This window comes from Thalassospira sp. SN3W, from assembly GCF_038070535.1.
Classification (GTDB): Bacteria; Pseudomonadota; Alphaproteobacteria; order Rhodospirillales; family Thalassospiraceae; genus Thalassospira; species Thalassospira xiamenensis.
This window is the reverse complement of the sequence record NZ_CP121124.1, coordinates 4,173,901-4,189,404: the sequence shown is the minus strand read 5'-3', so window position 1 is coordinate 4,189,404 and position 15,504 is coordinate 4,173,901. Positions and strand designations below refer to the sequence as shown.

General features: G+C 52.0%; 14 protein-coding genes and 1 tRNA gene. 10 read left to right on the top strand and 5 right to left on the bottom strand.

Going from position 1 to position 15,504, the window contains the following annotated elements; translation table 11 throughout:
• Positions 1–21: 21 nt before the first annotated feature.
• The 5 genes from P8T57_RS19255 to P8T57_RS19235 all read right to left on the bottom strand — a co-directional run bounded on the left by P8T57_RS19255 (position 22) and on the right by P8T57_RS19235 (position 5,206).
• Positions 22–1,125: a DNA polymerase III subunit delta' gene (locus tag P8T57_RS19255; RefSeq protein ID WP_341364043.1), complete on the bottom strand. Its 1,104-nt coding sequence runs from the start codon at positions 1,123–1,125 to the stop codon at positions 22–24.
• Positions 1,125–1,784, bottom strand: coding sequence for a dTMP kinase (gene tmk / locus P8T57_RS19250; RefSeq protein ID WP_341364042.1), 660 nt, complete (start codon positions 1,782–1,784; stop codon positions 1,125–1,127). The genes P8T57_RS19255 and tmk overlap by 1 nt, the downstream gene beginning before the upstream one ends.
• A complete protein-coding gene (locus P8T57_RS19245) occupies positions 1,781–2,953 on the bottom strand; it encodes a D-alanyl-D-alanine carboxypeptidase family protein (RefSeq protein WP_341364041.1) in 1,173 nt (390 codons plus the stop codon). The genes tmk and P8T57_RS19245 overlap by 4 nt, the downstream gene beginning before the upstream one ends.
• Before the next feature lie 123 nt (positions 2,954–3,076).
• The gene (locus tag P8T57_RS19240; RefSeq protein ID WP_071240019.1) at positions 3,077–4,147 is read right to left on the bottom strand and encodes a septal ring lytic transglycosylase RlpA family protein; all 1,071 of its coding nucleotides are present in this window, start codon (positions 4,145–4,147) and stop codon (positions 3,077–3,079) included.
• 51 nt (positions 4,148–4,198) lie between these two features.
• Positions 4,199–5,206 (bottom strand): lytic murein transglycosylase, encoded by a 1,008-nt coding sequence (locus P8T57_RS19235; RefSeq protein WP_258548350.1) that lies wholly within the window; start codon positions 5,204–5,206, stop codon positions 4,199–4,201.
• A gap of 259 nt (positions 5,207–5,465) precedes the next feature.
• Here P8T57_RS19235 and P8T57_RS19230 point away from each other — a divergent pair.
• The 10 genes from P8T57_RS19230 to P8T57_RS19185 all read left to right on the top strand — a co-directional run bounded on the left by P8T57_RS19230 (position 5,466) and on the right by P8T57_RS19185 (position 15,483).
• Positions 5,466–5,555: transfer RNA gene (locus tag P8T57_RS19230), tRNA-Ser, on the top strand.
• Positions 5,556–5,746: 191 nt separating this feature from the next.
• Entirely contained in the window at positions 5,747–7,717 is a 1,971-nt protein-coding gene (locus P8T57_RS19225) for a methyl-accepting chemotaxis protein (protein WP_341364040.1), read from the top strand.
• Between the two features lie 417 nt (positions 7,718–8,134).
• Positions 8,135–8,908, top strand: a complete 774-nt coding sequence (locus P8T57_RS19220) for an ATP-binding cassette domain-containing protein (RefSeq protein WP_341364039.1) — start codon at positions 8,135–8,137, stop codon at positions 8,906–8,908.
• Positions 8,909–8,992: 84 nt separating this feature from the next.
• Entirely contained in the window at positions 8,993–9,790 is a 798-nt protein-coding gene (locus P8T57_RS19215) for a lysine/arginine/ornithine ABC transporter substrate-binding protein (protein ID WP_063094154.1), read from the top strand.
• Positions 9,791–9,878: 88 nt separating this feature from the next.
• Positions 9,879–10,571, top strand: coding sequence for an ABC transporter permease (locus tag P8T57_RS19210; protein ID WP_341364038.1), 693 nt, complete (start codon positions 9,879–9,881; stop codon positions 10,569–10,571).
• Between the two features lie 3 nt (positions 10,572–10,574).
• Positions 10,575–11,321 (top strand): ABC transporter permease subunit, encoded by a 747-nt coding sequence (locus tag P8T57_RS19205; RefSeq protein WP_037992574.1) that lies wholly within the window; start codon positions 10,575–10,577, stop codon positions 11,319–11,321.
• A gap of 129 nt (positions 11,322–11,450) precedes the next feature.
• Positions 11,451–12,590: a succinylglutamate desuccinylase/aspartoacylase family protein gene (locus P8T57_RS19200; RefSeq protein WP_341364037.1), complete on the top strand. Its 1,140-nt coding sequence runs from the start codon at positions 11,451–11,453 to the stop codon at positions 12,588–12,590.
• A gap of 88 nt (positions 12,591–12,678) precedes the next feature.
• Entirely contained in the window at positions 12,679–13,512 is an 834-nt protein-coding gene (gene deoC / locus P8T57_RS19195) for a deoxyribose-phosphate aldolase (protein ID WP_341364036.1), read from the top strand.
• Between the two features lie 57 nt (positions 13,513–13,569).
• Entirely contained in the window at positions 13,570–14,793 is a 1,224-nt protein-coding gene (locus tag P8T57_RS19190) for a phosphopentomutase (protein ID WP_341364035.1), read from the top strand.
• 3 nt (positions 14,794–14,796) lie between these two features.
• Entirely contained in the window at positions 14,797–15,483 is a 687-nt protein-coding gene (locus tag P8T57_RS19185; protein WP_341364034.1) for a DsbA family oxidoreductase, read from the top strand.
• Positions 15,484–15,504 lie beyond the last annotated feature (21 nt).

The following is a 15,504-nucleotide window of genomic DNA, read 5'->3' as shown; positions in this document are numbered from 1 at the left end:
TCCGGTTGATTGGTGCTTTTTTCAGTTTCGCATGGTTTCTTCAAGCATGAAGAACGCATTGAGCAGAGCCTGTTTGCGATCAAGATGCAAACCACGCGTGGCACTCATCAGTTCGCTGATCTTTTCCCACACCTCAATCCATTGATCAAGCGGTTGCGCAGCGGCCATGCGCTGCATCGCGGGCAATTCCCCCGCAATCACTTCGCGCGGCGCCTGCCCTGTTGCCGCAAAGCATATCAGACGACCGAGCCACCAATGCAGGAGGTTCGTCACCGTGGCAAAGGCGGCATCACGATCCGCCGGGGAAAACCGTTCTGAAAATTTATGCTGTGCCAGCACGTCCGCATCCGGCAATGCCGCGAGCAAACGGACCATTTCGGTATAAAACTCAAGCCCGCCAACATCGTGCAGTTGCAATGCCCGGCCAATACTGCCTTCTGCCAGACCAGACAACGCATCCCGGTCATCAAGATCAAGGTCCGGGCAATAGCGCCCCAGAAGATCGATCACCTGATGGTCTTCAAGAACACCAAGATTAAGACGGCGACAGCGCGATCGGATCGTCGGCAAAAGCTTGCCGGGTTGATGCGCAACCAGGATCATCATTGCGTTCGCTGGCGGTTCTTCAAGAACCTTGAGAATCGCATTGGCCGCGTTCCGGTTCAATTCATCGGCAGCATCGACAATGACAATCCGCCAGCCGCCTTCGGCAGCGGTTTTTGACATGAAATTGCCAACCGTACGAACGCTATCAACGGTAATTTCCCCCTGCAGACGCTTTTTCTTTTCGTCATACTGGCGTTCAATAACCTTGAGATCGCCATGCCCACCCCCTGCAATGCGACGGAAAACAGGGTTTTCAGGATCAACATGTAGTCCTTCGGGAGCATCTCCAAACAACCCGCCGCCCTGTTCATTGCCACCAGAAAGAACGAAACGCGCCATACGATAGGCGAGAGTTGCCTTGCCGACCCCGCGGGGGCCGCATAACAACCATGCATGATGCATGCGTTTACTGTTCCAAGCGTCCAGAATGGTCTTTTCAGCGTCGTCATGACCTACGAAATGGCCATTGCGGCGGGGCGTTGGGAAAGTACCGTTTTCTTCCTGATCATCAACAGCCATTATCCGATCCCCTGCGCAGATAATCTGGAAGAAACCGCCGAAATCATGCGTTCGGAAACGGTATCGATGTCACTGTCGGCGTTGATAATTTTACAGCGTTCCGGATTTTCACGGGCAATATCGATAAAGCCCTGTCTAAGCCGTTGATGGAAATCTGATCCCATACGCTCAAAGCGGTCTTCTGCCGCACTAACATTGGCAAATCTAGCCCCCGCCCGTTTCAGACCGACATCAACCGGTAGATCAAAAATCAGTGTCAGATCAGGTTTGAAATCGCCAATCGCGACGTGCCAAAGATTGCGGATATATTCTGCGCCAAGACCATGACCATATCCCTGATAGGCGACCGAGGAATCGGCAAAGCGATCACACAACACAACCTTGCCTTCGCCAAGTGCAGGGCGAATGGTGCGTTCAACATGGTCGCGACGCGATGCAAACATCAGCAATGCCTCCGTCACGGCATCCCAACGTCCCGGGTCCCCGGTGAGCAAAAGATTTCTGATTTCCTCAGCTCCCGGTGAACCACCGGGTTCTCGGGTTACGACAACGGCGCGTCCGCGCTGACTGAACCAGCTCTCAAGCCGACGTATCTGGGTTGTTTTGCCACTGCCTTCACCACCTTCAAAGCTGATGAATAAACCGGGCACCACACTCACCCGTTTGCTCCCCAAAGCAGGTATTTGATTGCCGCACCGATGCGACCAATAAAGCCAAGGCGATCAACTTCGGTTGCCGCGTAAAGCGGGAATTCATGCGGCTCTCCGCCCGGAAGTTCGACCTTAAGCGTTGCAACCTGCTGTCCTGCAGCAATCGGAGCCGGAATTGGGCCTTCGTAAACGACCGAAACTTTCATGTCGTCACGATTGGTGCGCGGCAGAGTCAAAAGAATGTCCTGATCGGTGACCAGATCGACTTTTGCTTCAGAACCAAGCCAGACGTTGGCTGAGCTGACAACTTCACCGGAATCAAACAGGTCGTAATTGTCAAATTCACGGAAGCCCCAATCGAGCAATTTTTGGGACTCTGTCCGGCGTTCACGTACGGAACCCAGACCATTCACCACAAGAATAAGGCGTCGACCATCACGTTCTGCTGTCGCGGTCAAGCCATAGCCAGCCGTTTCAGTGTGACCGGTTTTCATGCCATCCACGCCGGCACTGGTGCCCAAAAGCGGATTCCTGTTTGGCTGGCGAATGCCGTTGTACGTGAATTCCTTGACGGCATAGAGCTTATAAAGCTCGGGAAAATTCCGGATGGTGTCGCGTGCAAGAATAGCGAGATCGTGCACCGTGACCAGATGGCTTTCATCTGGCCAGCCGGTTGCGTTTTTAAACACGGATTTTGTCATACCGATTTTGCGGGCTTCGGCGGTCATTTCCTCAGCAAAGGCTTCTTCGGTTCCAGCCAGTCCTTCGGCGACGACAATGGCGGCGTCATTTCCCGACTGAACAATAATGCCATGCAGCAAATCGTTGACCGAAACATCGGAGTTTACCTCGACGAACATTTTCGATCCGCCCTTGCGCCATGCTTTTTCGCTAACATGAAACGTGTCATCAAGCGATACGCTGCCACTTTTGATGCGATCAAACAGCATATGAACTGTCATCATTTTGGTCATTGATGCCGGTTCGGTAAGGGCGTCACCATTCTTGTCAAGCAAGACCGTACCGGTGTCGTAATCCATCAGATAGGCTTCGCGTGCAGTTGTTTCGAGTGCCTGCACACTGGTCAGGGATATCGCCATGGCCGAGCCGAATATTGCGGCCCCGGCCACTACCCGGTTCAGTTTTGTCTTGAACGGAATTGGCGGCATCAAACTCATAACGTCCTAACCTTATTTTTTAAATTCAAAAATCGTACCGCCGTTGCTGCGGCGGACGAAGATCGGTCTCTATGTCGCAAATCCGGCAAAATTGTGCAACCGCTTCGACTTTTCGACAAATTCCTAGCAACCTGAAACGCTGCTTTGCAAAGCGCCATCGGCGCATTCGACGACAACTTTTGCACCATTTTGCCCCGTGGCAATGACCCGCTCGAGCAAAATGTCAGCTTCCGGAACGGTATTTAACGGTCCAAGGCGAACGCGGTAAAAGGTGGTTCCCTTTACGTCAACCGGCTCTATTTTGCTTGGTGCCATGTCATACAGGCGGTTACGAAGGTTAAGGGCATTGTCATAAACAGAAAACGCACCCGCCTGCACATAGATTGAAGACGGCGAAACAGGCTCAACCCTGACGACTGCACCCTCATCAACCGTACCGTCAAGTGCGGTTTGCTCAACAGATTGTGTGGTTGCTCTCTTCTCGGCTGGTGGCGTTAACCTGATGGTCGACTTCGTTGGTTCCCCGCTGTCCGTAATCGGCCCGTCATTATCAAGCTGAACCGTCTCCACCGTATCGCGGGGGGCTGCGGAAACAGTCTGCTGTTCTGCGACTGTCACAGCAGGCGCAGCCTTACCCTGCGCAATTGCAGCCATCTGCCGGCTTTCATCTTCGATCACTTCAACCAGAACCTTGGCCGTTCCTTTTTGCTCGAACCCAAGAAGCTGGGCGGCGCGGCGTGACATATCAATGATACGGCTATGCGCAAACGGTCCGCGATCGTTGATGCGCACCTTAAGCGAGCGTCCGTTTTCAAGATTGGTCACACGCACCACACTTGGCATTGGAAGTGTACGGTGGGCTGCAGATACCTCGTACTGGTCAAAGATTTCGCCATTCGCGGTCTTCTTGCCATGGAATTTCGGGCCATACCAGGACGCAATACCGGTTTCCTTGTACTCGTAATCGGCCGCCGGGTAATACCATTGCCCTGCTATCTCGTAAGGATTGCCAATTTTGTAAGAGCCAACTTGCACTGGTGACTGCTGCTGGGAGCCTCCAATACGTTTGACGCCATGGACAGCAAGTTGCGTTTCAGCACAACCGGCCAATAAAACGGTCATGGCAAGTGCACCAGCAGCCCAACGGCCTTTGTTCCAGCCCTGTACAAGCGCCTTGCGCGCGTTTCTCGGCATTCAGTTGTCCCCGTCCAGATATTGAACCTGTATTTGATAAATCCAGAATAATTAGCGACCCGCAATCGCATCAGCAAGTGTACCAACTGCAATGGCAAAATAGGTAGACCGGTTCCAATGCATAATGGTGTGGAAATTGTTATAAACCATATAAGCAGGTCCGACACCGTCATTTACAATGACAATTGCGGCTTCCATATCGGCTGATGGCAGGCTGGAACCGTCGGGCATCCGCACACCAATCTTCTGCCATTCGCTGATCGGTTTGCGAATTTCGCGCCCTGTCATTGATTTATCAAGATTTTCGGGAATGCTGACCTTGCGGCCCCAGCGTTCATCCGTTTTCCAGCCAACGGTCGACAGATAATTCGCAGCAGAGGCAAACACGTCTTCCTTGGCGCCCCAAAGATCAATCTTTCCATCGCCATTTCCATCGCGCGCATAATTAAGGAAGGTAGAGGGCATAAATTGCGCCTGCCCCATGGCACCGGCCCAGGATCCTTCCATCTTTTCAGCCGCGATATGTCCTGCATCAATGATTTTAAGCGCATTGATCAGTTCAGTGCGGAAATATTCTGCGCGCCGCCCTTCAAAGGCCAGGGTCGCGAGCGAGTCAACAACCGAATATCCACCAGTATGACGTCCAAACCCGGTTTCAATTCCCCAGAACGCCGTCAGGTAATGCCCCGGAACACCATATTTCTTGGCAGCAGCATCAATGACGGTACGGTTCTCGGCATATTTGCGGCGTCCCTCGTCTATTCGAGACTGCGGGACCACACGCTGTAAATACTGTTCGAAGGTCAGTTTGAATTCCGGCTGACTGCGATCATACTCGATAACTTTCGGGATCGGCTGTGTGTTTGCAAAGGCAACATCCAATGTAGATTGGGAAATGCCCTTTGACGCGGCATCCTTTTTGAAATCAGCCAGCCACGCATCAAAACCCTCGGTCGTAAAGGCCGGTAATTCATCGGTATTGGCTTGAGCAAGAACAGGTGAAGCCGTCACGAGCATGCTAATAATTGACGCTACAGTCCCGATGGTCCGATAATTCATTTTGCTCGCCTCGTGCCGGTTCAATTTAAAATTCCCAATCAATTTGATAGGGGATCCAGTCATCTTTGTATCTGCACTCATTTTGTGCGCTTCATAATGCTGATACCGTCTTACACGTTAAGACTTGTTAAATGTCTCGAGTATGCCTGAACGTAAATTACCCCCCTAAGAAATTTAACAAAGCCGACACTGGCATATTGACAGGTGCATCCCGGCAATTTATTGAGAGCGCGCAGGGCGATAACCGCCACCACAATGCGGAGAGATGGCAGAGTGGTTGAATGCACCGGTCTTGAAAACCGGCGTGCCTTTACGGGTACCCAGGGTTCGAATCCCTGTCTCTCCGCCACCTCCCTTATTATTAGCCGAATTTTGAACAGCGCTAAGACAAGTGTTTGTCATCGCGTTTATTCGCACGCATGAGTCGGTTCAGTTCAATCACACGATTAAGCCAGATAAAATCAAACGCCTTTTACTAATATTTGGGGTGCTTAAGTTCTCTTGTAACCGGGGTACATGATGCCAACCTGATAAAACAGGGTGGAGCGTATCAGCGGAGAAAACCTGATGTCACTGAATATTGGCAGCCGTATTCTTTTGGCAGCGGCACTGATTGTTGTGACCACATTTGTGGCATTCATTCTGTATTTCGACCTTCAACAAAGATCTGCAATTCAGGATTCACTTCAATCCAAGCTGATTGAAACGGGTTCTCTGGCAACAACCGGGATCGCAAATTGGATTGAGGGCCGAAAGTTGCTGGTAGAGAGCCTTGGGCAAAATATTGCCCGGAAGAATGACAGTGACAGTGTGAAGGATCTGGTCAGCGGCCCTGCCCTCGCCAATACATTCATGTTCTCGTATTTTGGCAGTGCATCTGGAGAAATGCTGATGTTTCCACCGGACGAACTGCCTGCCGATTACGATCCACGTAAACGACCATGGTATTCGGACGCAGTTACCGCAGGTGGCAGTACGCTTACCGAACCTTATACGGATGCCTCAACTGGAAAGCTGATTGTGACAGCGACTACACCGGTTTCTTCTGATGGGAAAATCGTTGGCGTCGTAGGGGGAGATATTGACATCACCACCTTGGGGGAACTGGTGCGGAGCGTTGATCTGGGCGGGATCGGGTACGGATTTCTGGTTAACGACCAAGGAACTATCCTGATCCATCCTGATACCAATTTAACCCTCAAACCAATTGCAGAAGCCTTTCCGGAGAGTACCCCGACTGTTCAGGAAGGCATGGATGACGTCCTGAATGGAAGTGGTGATCAAATTTTCACTTTCTTCAAGGTTGAAGGTCTGCCTGCCGTAAGCTGGTACCTTGGCTTTGCCATCGACCGTGACCTTGCTTACCTGTCACTGACAAACTTCCGGCAGACATCCGTTATCACAGCCATTATCGCGGTCCTTGCCATAATGGGACTTCTGGGGATTTTGGTGCGCCAATGGGTATCGAGACCCGTTCTAAGCATGACAGATGCCATGACACGCCTTGCAAATGGTGATCGCAGCGTAGAAGTACCGGGTACCGAACTCAAGGATGAAATCGGTTCAATGGCTGCTGCTGTTGTTGTATTCAAGGACAATGCTATCGAAATGGAACGCCTTGCCAAAGAGAACGAGGCCGCCACAAAACGGCTGGCGGAGGAACGCAGACGCGCACTCAACCAAATGGCAGACAATTTCGAGAAAAATGTCCTTTCGATCGTTGAAACTGTCGCACATGCGTCCGAGCAGACCCAGCATGTAGCCAAACAGCTGACAGCAAGTGCCGAAGAATCCAATGCGCGGGCAGCTGCCGTTTCCAAAGCCGCAGCCGAGACGACTGAAAGCGTTCAGACCGTCGCATCCGCCACCGAGGAATTATCTGCCGCCATCAGGGAAATCGCAGCGCAAGTTACGCAATCGATCCAGGTTGCGAGCATGGCAGTTGACGGTGTGAATAATACCAGCCAGACGATTACGGAGCTTGCCGATGCAGCAGAACGGATTGGAAAGGTTGTCGGCTTAATTCAAGATATTGCAGGGCAGACAAACCTTTTGGCCCTGAACGCCACCATCGAAGCTGCTCGCGCCGGAGATGCTGGCAAAGGTTTTGCCGTTGTCGCCGGCGAGGTCAAATCTCTTGCCAATCAGACAGACAAGGCGACCGGCGACATTCAGACGCAGGTCCATGGCATACAGTCCTCGTCTACCCGCTCGGTAACAGAGATCGGCGATATCACCACAACAATCGAACGGATTAACGAGTTCTGCAATGCGATCGCCGCGGCTGTTGAGCAACAGGGAGCTGCGACGCAGGAAATTGCAGATAGCGTGCAACGAGCCGCATCGGGAACGCAGGATGTTTCGCGTAACGTATCGGCAGTTTCCGATGCTTCTACCATGGTCAGTGACGAAGCCCGTGCCCTTTTGCAGTCGTCAAATGAAATGCAGGCTTTGGCTGGAAAGCTTCGTCAGGAAGTGATTGGCTTCCTTAAAACGGTTCGCGACAATTGACCCTTTGTCATAATTGGTCCCCGCATCGTGTGTTAATCATGGTGCATGCTTTTAATTTGCCATTTGGCTGCCGTAAAAATGGTCGAAAATCAAATCGCCAAGATTTAGGTGCAAAAATTTACAGCAGATCCATGGGTGATTCGGTGCCCTTGGCAATGGCGGGAATTTTTATTGCGTAAAACCACTTGGCACAGCAGTATATTTGCCAAGCTTTCCAAAGCCCGACCAAATATAATGCCGTGACGACCGTTTTCTTCATATAACTGCAAAAAATCAGTAGAATTACGGTGCCCAGACAGGCAATTATTCAGGGGAAAATGTGATTGGGATTGTCCAAAGGGGTGAAGCATCGATTTGATGCGAATCGGACTGGTCCGACACAACAAGAGCTTTTAACAGGGGACTTTTTATCTCGATATGAGCACAAACATACCCGCCCTAAAGGTCGAAGGGATGTTCAAAAGCTTTGGGGAGCATGAAGTCCTCAAAGGTATTGATCTGACCGCGAATACCGGTGACGTGATTTCGATCATCGGTTCGTCCGGTTCTGGCAAAAGTACCTTTTTGCGTTGTATCAACCTTCTTGAAACACCGAATTCCGGTGCCGTGCATGTTCACGGCGAACTGATCAAAATGCGCGGCCTGAAAGACGGAAGTCAGGAGCCCGCCGATAAGAAACAGCTTCAACGCATTCGCACCAAATTGGCGATGGTCTTTCAAAGCTTCAATCTTTGGAGCCATCTGACCATTCTTGAAAACGTGATCGAAGCACCGGTGCATGTTCTTGGCATTCCCAAAAAAGAAGCAATAGAACGTGCTGATGCACTGCTTCACAAAGTAGGGATGTATGAACGCCGCGACTATTATCCCGGCCATATTTCCGGCGGACAGCAACAACGCGCTGCCATTGCCCGTGCTTTGGCGATAGAGCCTGAAGTTCTGCTGTTTGACGAACCGACATCGGCTCTTGACCCCGAATTAGTTGGCGAGGTTCTGCACGTTATGACGGGCCTTGCCGAAGAAGGCCGAACCATGCTCGTTGTAACCCACGAGATGGGATTTGCCAAAGGCGTATCAAGCCACGTTATGTATCTTCATCAGGGACAGGTCGAAGAGTTTGGTGCCCCGAAAGAAGTTTTCGAAAATCCAAAATCAGAGCGCATGAAGCAATTCCTTCAGCGAGATTTCTGATCTGGAAAGGACGGTTCCCTTAAAGAACCTTCCGAAAAGGACAGTGTCGACACGGCCTGTTCTCAACAACAAGGGAGACTATGAATGAAAAACTGGATCAAGGTTGCAACCGCTGCAGCCGTGGGTGTCGCACTGAGTGCATCGGCAGCAAGTGCAGCCTGGGAAAAAGTCGTCATCGCAACCGAAGGTGCATACCCTCCGTTCAACTATGTCGACAAAGATGGCAACCTGCAGGGATTTGATGTCGATTTCGCTGTAAAACTTTGCGAAACCGCTGGCATCGAATGCGAGATCGTAGCTCAGGATTGGGACGGGATCATTCCGGGGCTGCTGGCGAAAAAATATGATGCAATCATCGCCCAGATGTCGATCACCGAAGAGCGCAAACGTTCGATCGATTTCACCAACTATTACAGCACCACACCGGCTGTGTTTGTTGGCAAGGAAGGAATGTCTGTCACGGCATGGAAAGACGATGCTGTAGTTGAAGATGCGCTGGATGGTCTGGTCATTGGCGTTCAGCGTTCGACCACCCATTCGGCCTTCCTTGAAGACAATTTCCCGAATGCGGAAATTCGCATGTACGACACGCAGGACAACGCGCTGCTCGATCTGACAGCAGGTCGTATTGATGCGACGCTTGCTGATTCCGGCGTGCTGGTTGAATGGGTCAAATCGGATGCGGGCAAAGGCTATGCGTTTATTTCCGATACCTTTGCGCCTAAAGAATTCTTTGGCGAAGGTACTGGTATCGGTATCCGTAAAGAAGACCAGGAGCTGAAAGAGATCCTGAACAAGGCACTGGCAGAAATGCTTGCCAACGGTTCGTATCAGGAAATCAACAAAAAATATTTCGAAGAAATCAACCTGCACCCGAATTGATCGGAAGGCAGTTTAGGGCGGCACTTAATGTGCCGCCCTTCCTTATTGCCCCCATATTGGCGCGGCATGAAGGTTTGCAGGAGATAGCATGTTTGATTTATACGGCCGCGGTTGGCAGATGCTTGAAGGTGGACTTGTGACGGTCCAGCTTTGCCTGACCGTGCTACCATTCATGATTATTCTGGGTTTGCTGGGCGCATCGGCAAAGCTGTCGCGTTACAAGGCCCTTCGGATCATCGGGGAAAGTTATACCGTTATTATTCGCGGTATTCCCGAACTTCTGGTTATTTTATTGATCTATTTTGGCGGTACTATTGCCATTCAGAACCTCGCCGAACTGATCGGCGGTGAGGCGGTTCGCGTGGACATTCCTGCATTTTGGTCGGGGGTTGCTGCCCTTGCGCTTGTTCAGGGGGCCTTTGCATCCGAGGTATTCCGGGCTGCTATGCAGTCCATTCCACTTGGCCAGATAGAAGCGGCAACCGCATGCGGCATGACTCCTAAGCAGATATTCATTCGCATCAAATTGCCGCAGCTCTGGCGTTTTGCCCTGCCCGGCCTTAACAATCTGTTTCAGGTTCTGATCAAAGATACGGCATTGATATCCGTCGTGGGCGTCGAGGAAATTCTGCGCAAGGCCGCGGTCGGTGCGGGTACAGAAAAAGCGCCCTTTACGTTTTATCTGGTTGCCATGGCAATGTTTCTGGCCTTTACCACCGTATCGCTATTTGTCTTCAATCGACTTGAAAAGCGGGCTTCCCGCGGCATTGCGAGGGCGTGATCGATGTTTGAAGATCTGATATACGTCCTTACCAAGTACGATGCATGGCTTTGGCAGGGCTTCCTTCTGACCCTGCAATTGCTTGTCGTTTCGGTTGTTTTTGGCACCTTGCTTGCCATTCCGCTTGCGATTGCGCGGGTGTCAAAGCTGATCTGGGTTCAGGCTCTTCCGTTTGCCTTTATTTATGTGTTTCGCGGCACGCCGCTAATTGCGCAGCTGTTCATGATGTATTATGGCTGCGGGCAGCTGATCGCCAGCATTGATGGTATTCAGGATCACTGGTCCTGGACGTATCTGCGTGATCCTTACTGGTACTGTCTGTTGACATTTGTTCTTAACACGGCGGCTTATATGGCCGAAATCATGCGTGGCGGCATCCAGAACGTTCCGAATGGCGAGATTGAGGCGGCGCGCGCGTGCGGAATGGCCCCCGCCACCATTTATCGCCGGATCATCTTCCCGCGTATGTGGCAGATTATCTGGCCCGCCTACACCAACGATGTAATTTTCACGCTTAAGGCAACGTCACTGGCGTCAACGGTGACAATGATGGAACTAACCGGAGCCGCGCGCAAAATTGTTGCTCGCACTGCATTGCCATATGAAGCCTTTATTTCGGCCGGCGTGATCTACCTGATCATTGTTTACGTTCTCACCTTTGGCTTCAAGGGGATCGAGAAGCATCTTCGCCGAAACGAAAACCGGAAAGAAAACAAATCCGTTCCGGCCAAAGCTGGCGGACATATTTGATCCAGCCTTTTGTGCCTGCCCCCGAGCGAAGATAAGCATCGCTCGGGGCCACGCGTCCCAGCCAGCCATGCAACCCAGTAGTTTGCAAGTGCTGTTGATAGTGCCACCACCAACTCCCACAGGAATATCATGCAACAAGAACGCATTGAATTGATTCGCCCTCAAATGGGTACTGCCCGCGCGCTTACCGTCCGTCGCTATGGCAAAGTCGGGCAAGGACCAAAAGCTTATCTGCAGGCAGCCCTTCATGCAGACGAGCTCCCTGGTGTAATCGCCCTGCACCATTTGGAAATGCTCCTGAAAGCTGCCGAAGAAAGCGGCCAGATCAACGGTGAAATAGTGGTTGTACCGTTCGCCAATCCGATCGGTTTCACCCAGTATGTTGATATGAAACCGCTCGGGCGTTTTGAAATGCGCACCGGACAGAACTTCAACCGTCACTATCCCGACCTGTGTAAGGAACTGATTGCGGCTGTTGATGGTAAGCTTGGTCAGGATCCGGATGCCAATGTTGAATGTGCGCGTGTCGAACTTCGTCGCTTGATCAAGGAACACCGCAGCAATGCAGGGCCATTGACCGATCTTGAGGATTTACGTCTGACACTGGCGGAACTGGCAATTGATGCGGACTATGTTCTTGACCTGCATTGCGACTGGGAAGCCGCCATGCATCTTTATACCAGCGATTCCAGCTGGCCGGATGCAGCAGATCTGTCGGCTCAAATCGGTGCAGAAGCCTGCCTGATTGCCGAAGAAAGCGGCGCCAACCCGTTCGACGAAGCTTTCAGCCGCCCCTGGGTCGAATTGCGCCGCGTTTATGGCGACAAGTTTCCGATCCCGATGGCAACACTTTCAACCACAATCGAATTGCGCGGTGAACAGGACGTTTATGATCACCTTGCCAGTCAGGATGCGAAGAACCTGTTTGCATTCCTGCAACGTCGTGGCGTTATCGCAGGTGATCCCGGCCCCCTGCCCCAGGCAAAATGCACGGCCACACCGCTTGCAGGTGTTGATCGCGTAACGGCAACCCATGGTGGGATGATCGTGTTTTCCGTCGATGCCGGTGTCCATGTAAAAGCAGGTCAGGAACTGGGCTATGTTCTTGATTGCGAAACAGGTGACAAAACACCGTTTTCCAGTCGTACAGACGGTTTCATGTACGCACGTGTCGGTGGGCGTCTTGTGGTCCCCGGCGGTTTGCTTTGCTCTGTCGCAGGGTCCGAAGCATTGCCTGGTCGCGAAGGGCTTCTTTTGACCGCACGTTGACCTTCTTTACGGGACGCGATAGCAAGAGTTCGGTATAATCCTTGCCGAATTCAACACTTCGCGTCCCGCGCGTTTTAAGGATATCGACATGTTCGACCCGAATTCCGTTTCAGAAGTCATTACATCTGCCAAAGCAGCAGCAAGAAGCGATGCGGAAACCGCGCGACTGGCCTTTTCCGTTCTTGATCTGACCAGCCTGAATGACGATGACACGGTCGAAAAGATCGAAGCACTGTGTGAGCGCGCACAAAGCCCGGCCGGGAATACCGCCGCTGTTTGTGTGTATGCCCCATTTATCGAAACCGCATGGCGGGCGCTGGGTCAAAGCGGTGTTAAAACTGCTACTGTTGTCAATTTCCCGGACGGTGGCAGCAATGCGCAGCGCGTCGGCGACGAAACAGCAGACGCCGTTGCCAAGGGTGCGGACGAGGTTGATCTGGTTTTGCCTTACAAGGCTTTTATAGCCGGGGATATCCAGACTGTCGTTGATGTTATTGAAGCAACCCGCACGGCTTGCGGTCCGATGACCACGATGAAGGTCATTCTTGAAAGCGGCGAATTTGACGATCTTTCCAAGGTCTATGATGCCGCCCGCCTTGCAATCAAACATGGTGCGAATTTCGTCAAAACCTCGACCGGGAAAGTGCCAGTTGGCGCGACGCCCGAGGCGGCGGTAGCAATGATTTCGGCCATTCGCGATGCCCGGGAGGAAGATGGTCTTGCTTGTGGTTTCAAGGCATCTGGCGGCGTCAAAACGGCTGATGACGCAGCATTGTTTCTTGCAATTGCGGATGAAATAATGGGTGAAGGCTGGGCAGAGCCAAGCACGTTCCGTTTCGGTGCCAGCGGGGTTTTGACAGCCTTGTTGGAAACTTGTGGTATTGATCAGTCTGTTGCGCCAAAGACGACTAGCAACTACTGAGAATTATGACTATCTGCCAATCAATCCAAATGGCAGACACAGCTGAAGGAAGACGGAATGGCCCGCGCCATCATCATTGTTGCAGATAGTTTCGGTATCGGCGCAGCCCCAGATGCAGCCAAATTTGGTGATCAGGGCTCAGACACCTTGGGTCACATTGCAGAAAACTGTGCTAATGGTCTGGCAGACAATGATATTCGCAAGGGAGAACTGAATATTCCCAACATGACCGCGTTAGGTCTTGGCGAAGCCGCCAGGGATGCAACCGGTCGTGTCCCACCGGGACTTGAACATGGTGGCGCGATGATTGGCGCCTATGGCCATGCCCAGGAACTGTCACGCGGTAAGGATACGCCAAGCGGCCATTGGGAAATTGCGGGTGTGCCCGTTGATTTTGATTGGGGCTATTTCCCGCTTGAAGTGCCGACCTTCCCCAGAGAATTGACCGATACGCTGATCAAGCAGGCAAAGTTGCCCGGTATTCTTGGCAATTGTCACGCATCTGGTACAACAATCATTGCCGAACTCGGGGAAGAACACATCAAAACCGGCATGCCGATTTGCTATACTTCGGCCGATAGCGTGTTTCAGATTGCCGCCCACGAAGAGCATTTTGGTCTGGATCGGTTGTACAAGGTTTGCGAGATCGCCTTTAAACTGGTTGAACCATATAATATTGGCCGTGTGATCGCCCGCCCGTTTGTCGGCAGCAGTCCGGCTGATTTCAAGCGAACGGCAAATCGTCGCGATATAGCGATCCCGCCTCATAGACCGACCCTACTGGATAAGTTTAGCGAGGCTGGCGGCACGGTCATCTCGGTGGGTAAAATTGCCGATATCTATGCGCAGCACGGCATTTCAAAGAAGGTAAAGGCATCGGGTAATATGGCCCTTTTTGATGCCATGATGACTGAAATTGATCAGGCGCCTGATAACAGCATCGTTTTCACCAATCTTGTCGATTTTGATATGGAGTTTGGTCATCGTCGCGATGTGCCGGGTTATGCCAATGCCCTTGAAGAGTTCGATGCCCGCATTCCCGAACTGCGCGAGATTTTAAAGCCGGGCGACCTTGTCATCATCACCGCGGATCATGGCTGCGATCCAACTTGGCGCGGCAATGACCACACACGCGAATTCGTACCGATTCTGGCATTCGGTCCAGCCATTCAACCCGGGCCGATTGGCATGCGTGACAGTTTTGCCGATATTGGCCAAACCGTTGCGGATCACCTTGGCATCGCGCCGCTTGCCGCGGGTACTTCGTTCCTGAATGGATAAAACATGAACTGGCAACCCGGTCATAGCGAAGCACCGATGGCGCCGATCCGTATCGAGGCGATCATCGATACCGTGTGTCCATGGTGTTACATCGGCAAGAAACGTTTGGAAAAGGCACTTGTCCGGGAAAAACTTGACCATATGCCAATTACCTGGCGTCCATTCCTTTTGAACCCCGATATGCCAACGGGCGGGATAGACCGGAAATTATATCTGTCGGCCAAATTTGGCGGCACTGAAAGTGCAGCCCGGGTTTACAAGGCGATTGAGGCTGCGGGTGCGGCTGTCGGGATCGATTTCAATTTCGATGCCATTCGCCTGACACCGGATTCAACAGATTCCCATCGCCTGATCTATAAAGTCTGCGCCGAACGCCCTGCTGTCGGGAATGATCTGGTTGAAGACCTGTTTACGGCTTACTTCCTTGATGGACGCGACATTGGTGATCTTGACGTTCTGGTTGAGATTGCCGTCACCCATGGCGAAGATAGAAACGAAATCCTCGATTACCTTAGGGGTGACATGGATCGCGAATTCGTATCGCAGGAAAACCGGGTTGCCCATCAAATGGGCGTAACCGGGGTCCCATGTTTCTTGTTTAATGGCCGCCATGCTCTTTCGGGCGCGCAGGAACCCGAAATCCTGCAACGCATGATCCGTCTGGCGCGTCAGGAAGAAACACCCATCTGACATGTATCCCGTATGGGAATA

Excerpts from the sequence above, each read along its gene's own strand:
- P8T57_RS19245 (WP_341364041.1), bottom strand. The coding sequence starts at position 2,953 with ATGAGTTTGATGCCGCCAATTCCGTTCAAGACAAAACTGAACCGGGTA.
- P8T57_RS19190 (WP_341364035.1), top strand. The coding sequence starts at position 13,570 with ATGGCCCGCGCCATCATCATTGTTGCAGATAGTTTCGGTATCGGCGCA.
- P8T57_RS19255 (WP_341364043.1), bottom strand. The coding sequence starts at position 1,125 with ATGGCTGTTGATGATCAGGAAGAAAACGGTACTTTCCCAACGCCCCGC.
- P8T57_RS19215 (WP_063094154.1), top strand. The coding sequence starts at position 8,993 with ATGAAAAACTGGATCAAGGTTGCAACCGCTGCAGCCGTGGGTGTCGCA.
- P8T57_RS19185 (WP_341364034.1), top strand. The coding sequence starts at position 14,797 with ATGAACTGGCAACCCGGTCATAGCGAAGCACCGATGGCGCCGATCCGT.
- P8T57_RS19200 (WP_341364037.1), top strand. The coding sequence starts at position 11,451 with ATGCAACAAGAACGCATTGAATTGATTCGCCCTCAAATGGGTACTGCC.
- P8T57_RS19210 (WP_341364038.1), top strand. The coding sequence starts at position 9,879 with ATGTTTGATTTATACGGCCGCGGTTGGCAGATGCTTGAAGGTGGACTT.
- P8T57_RS19235 (WP_258548350.1), bottom strand. The coding sequence starts at position 5,206 with ATGAATTATCGGACCATCGGGACTGTAGCGTCAATTATTAGCATGCTC.
- deoC (WP_341364036.1), top strand. The coding sequence starts at position 12,679 with ATGTTCGACCCGAATTCCGTTTCAGAAGTCATTACATCTGCCAAAGCA.
- P8T57_RS19205 (WP_037992574.1), top strand. The coding sequence starts at position 10,575 with ATGTTTGAAGATCTGATATACGTCCTTACCAAGTACGATGCATGGCTT.
- P8T57_RS19220 (WP_341364039.1), top strand. The coding sequence starts at position 8,135 with ATGAGCACAAACATACCCGCCCTAAAGGTCGAAGGGATGTTCAAAAGC.
- P8T57_RS19240 (WP_071240019.1), bottom strand. The coding sequence starts at position 4,147 with ATGCCGAGAAACGCGCGCAAGGCGCTTGTACAGGGCTGGAACAAAGGC.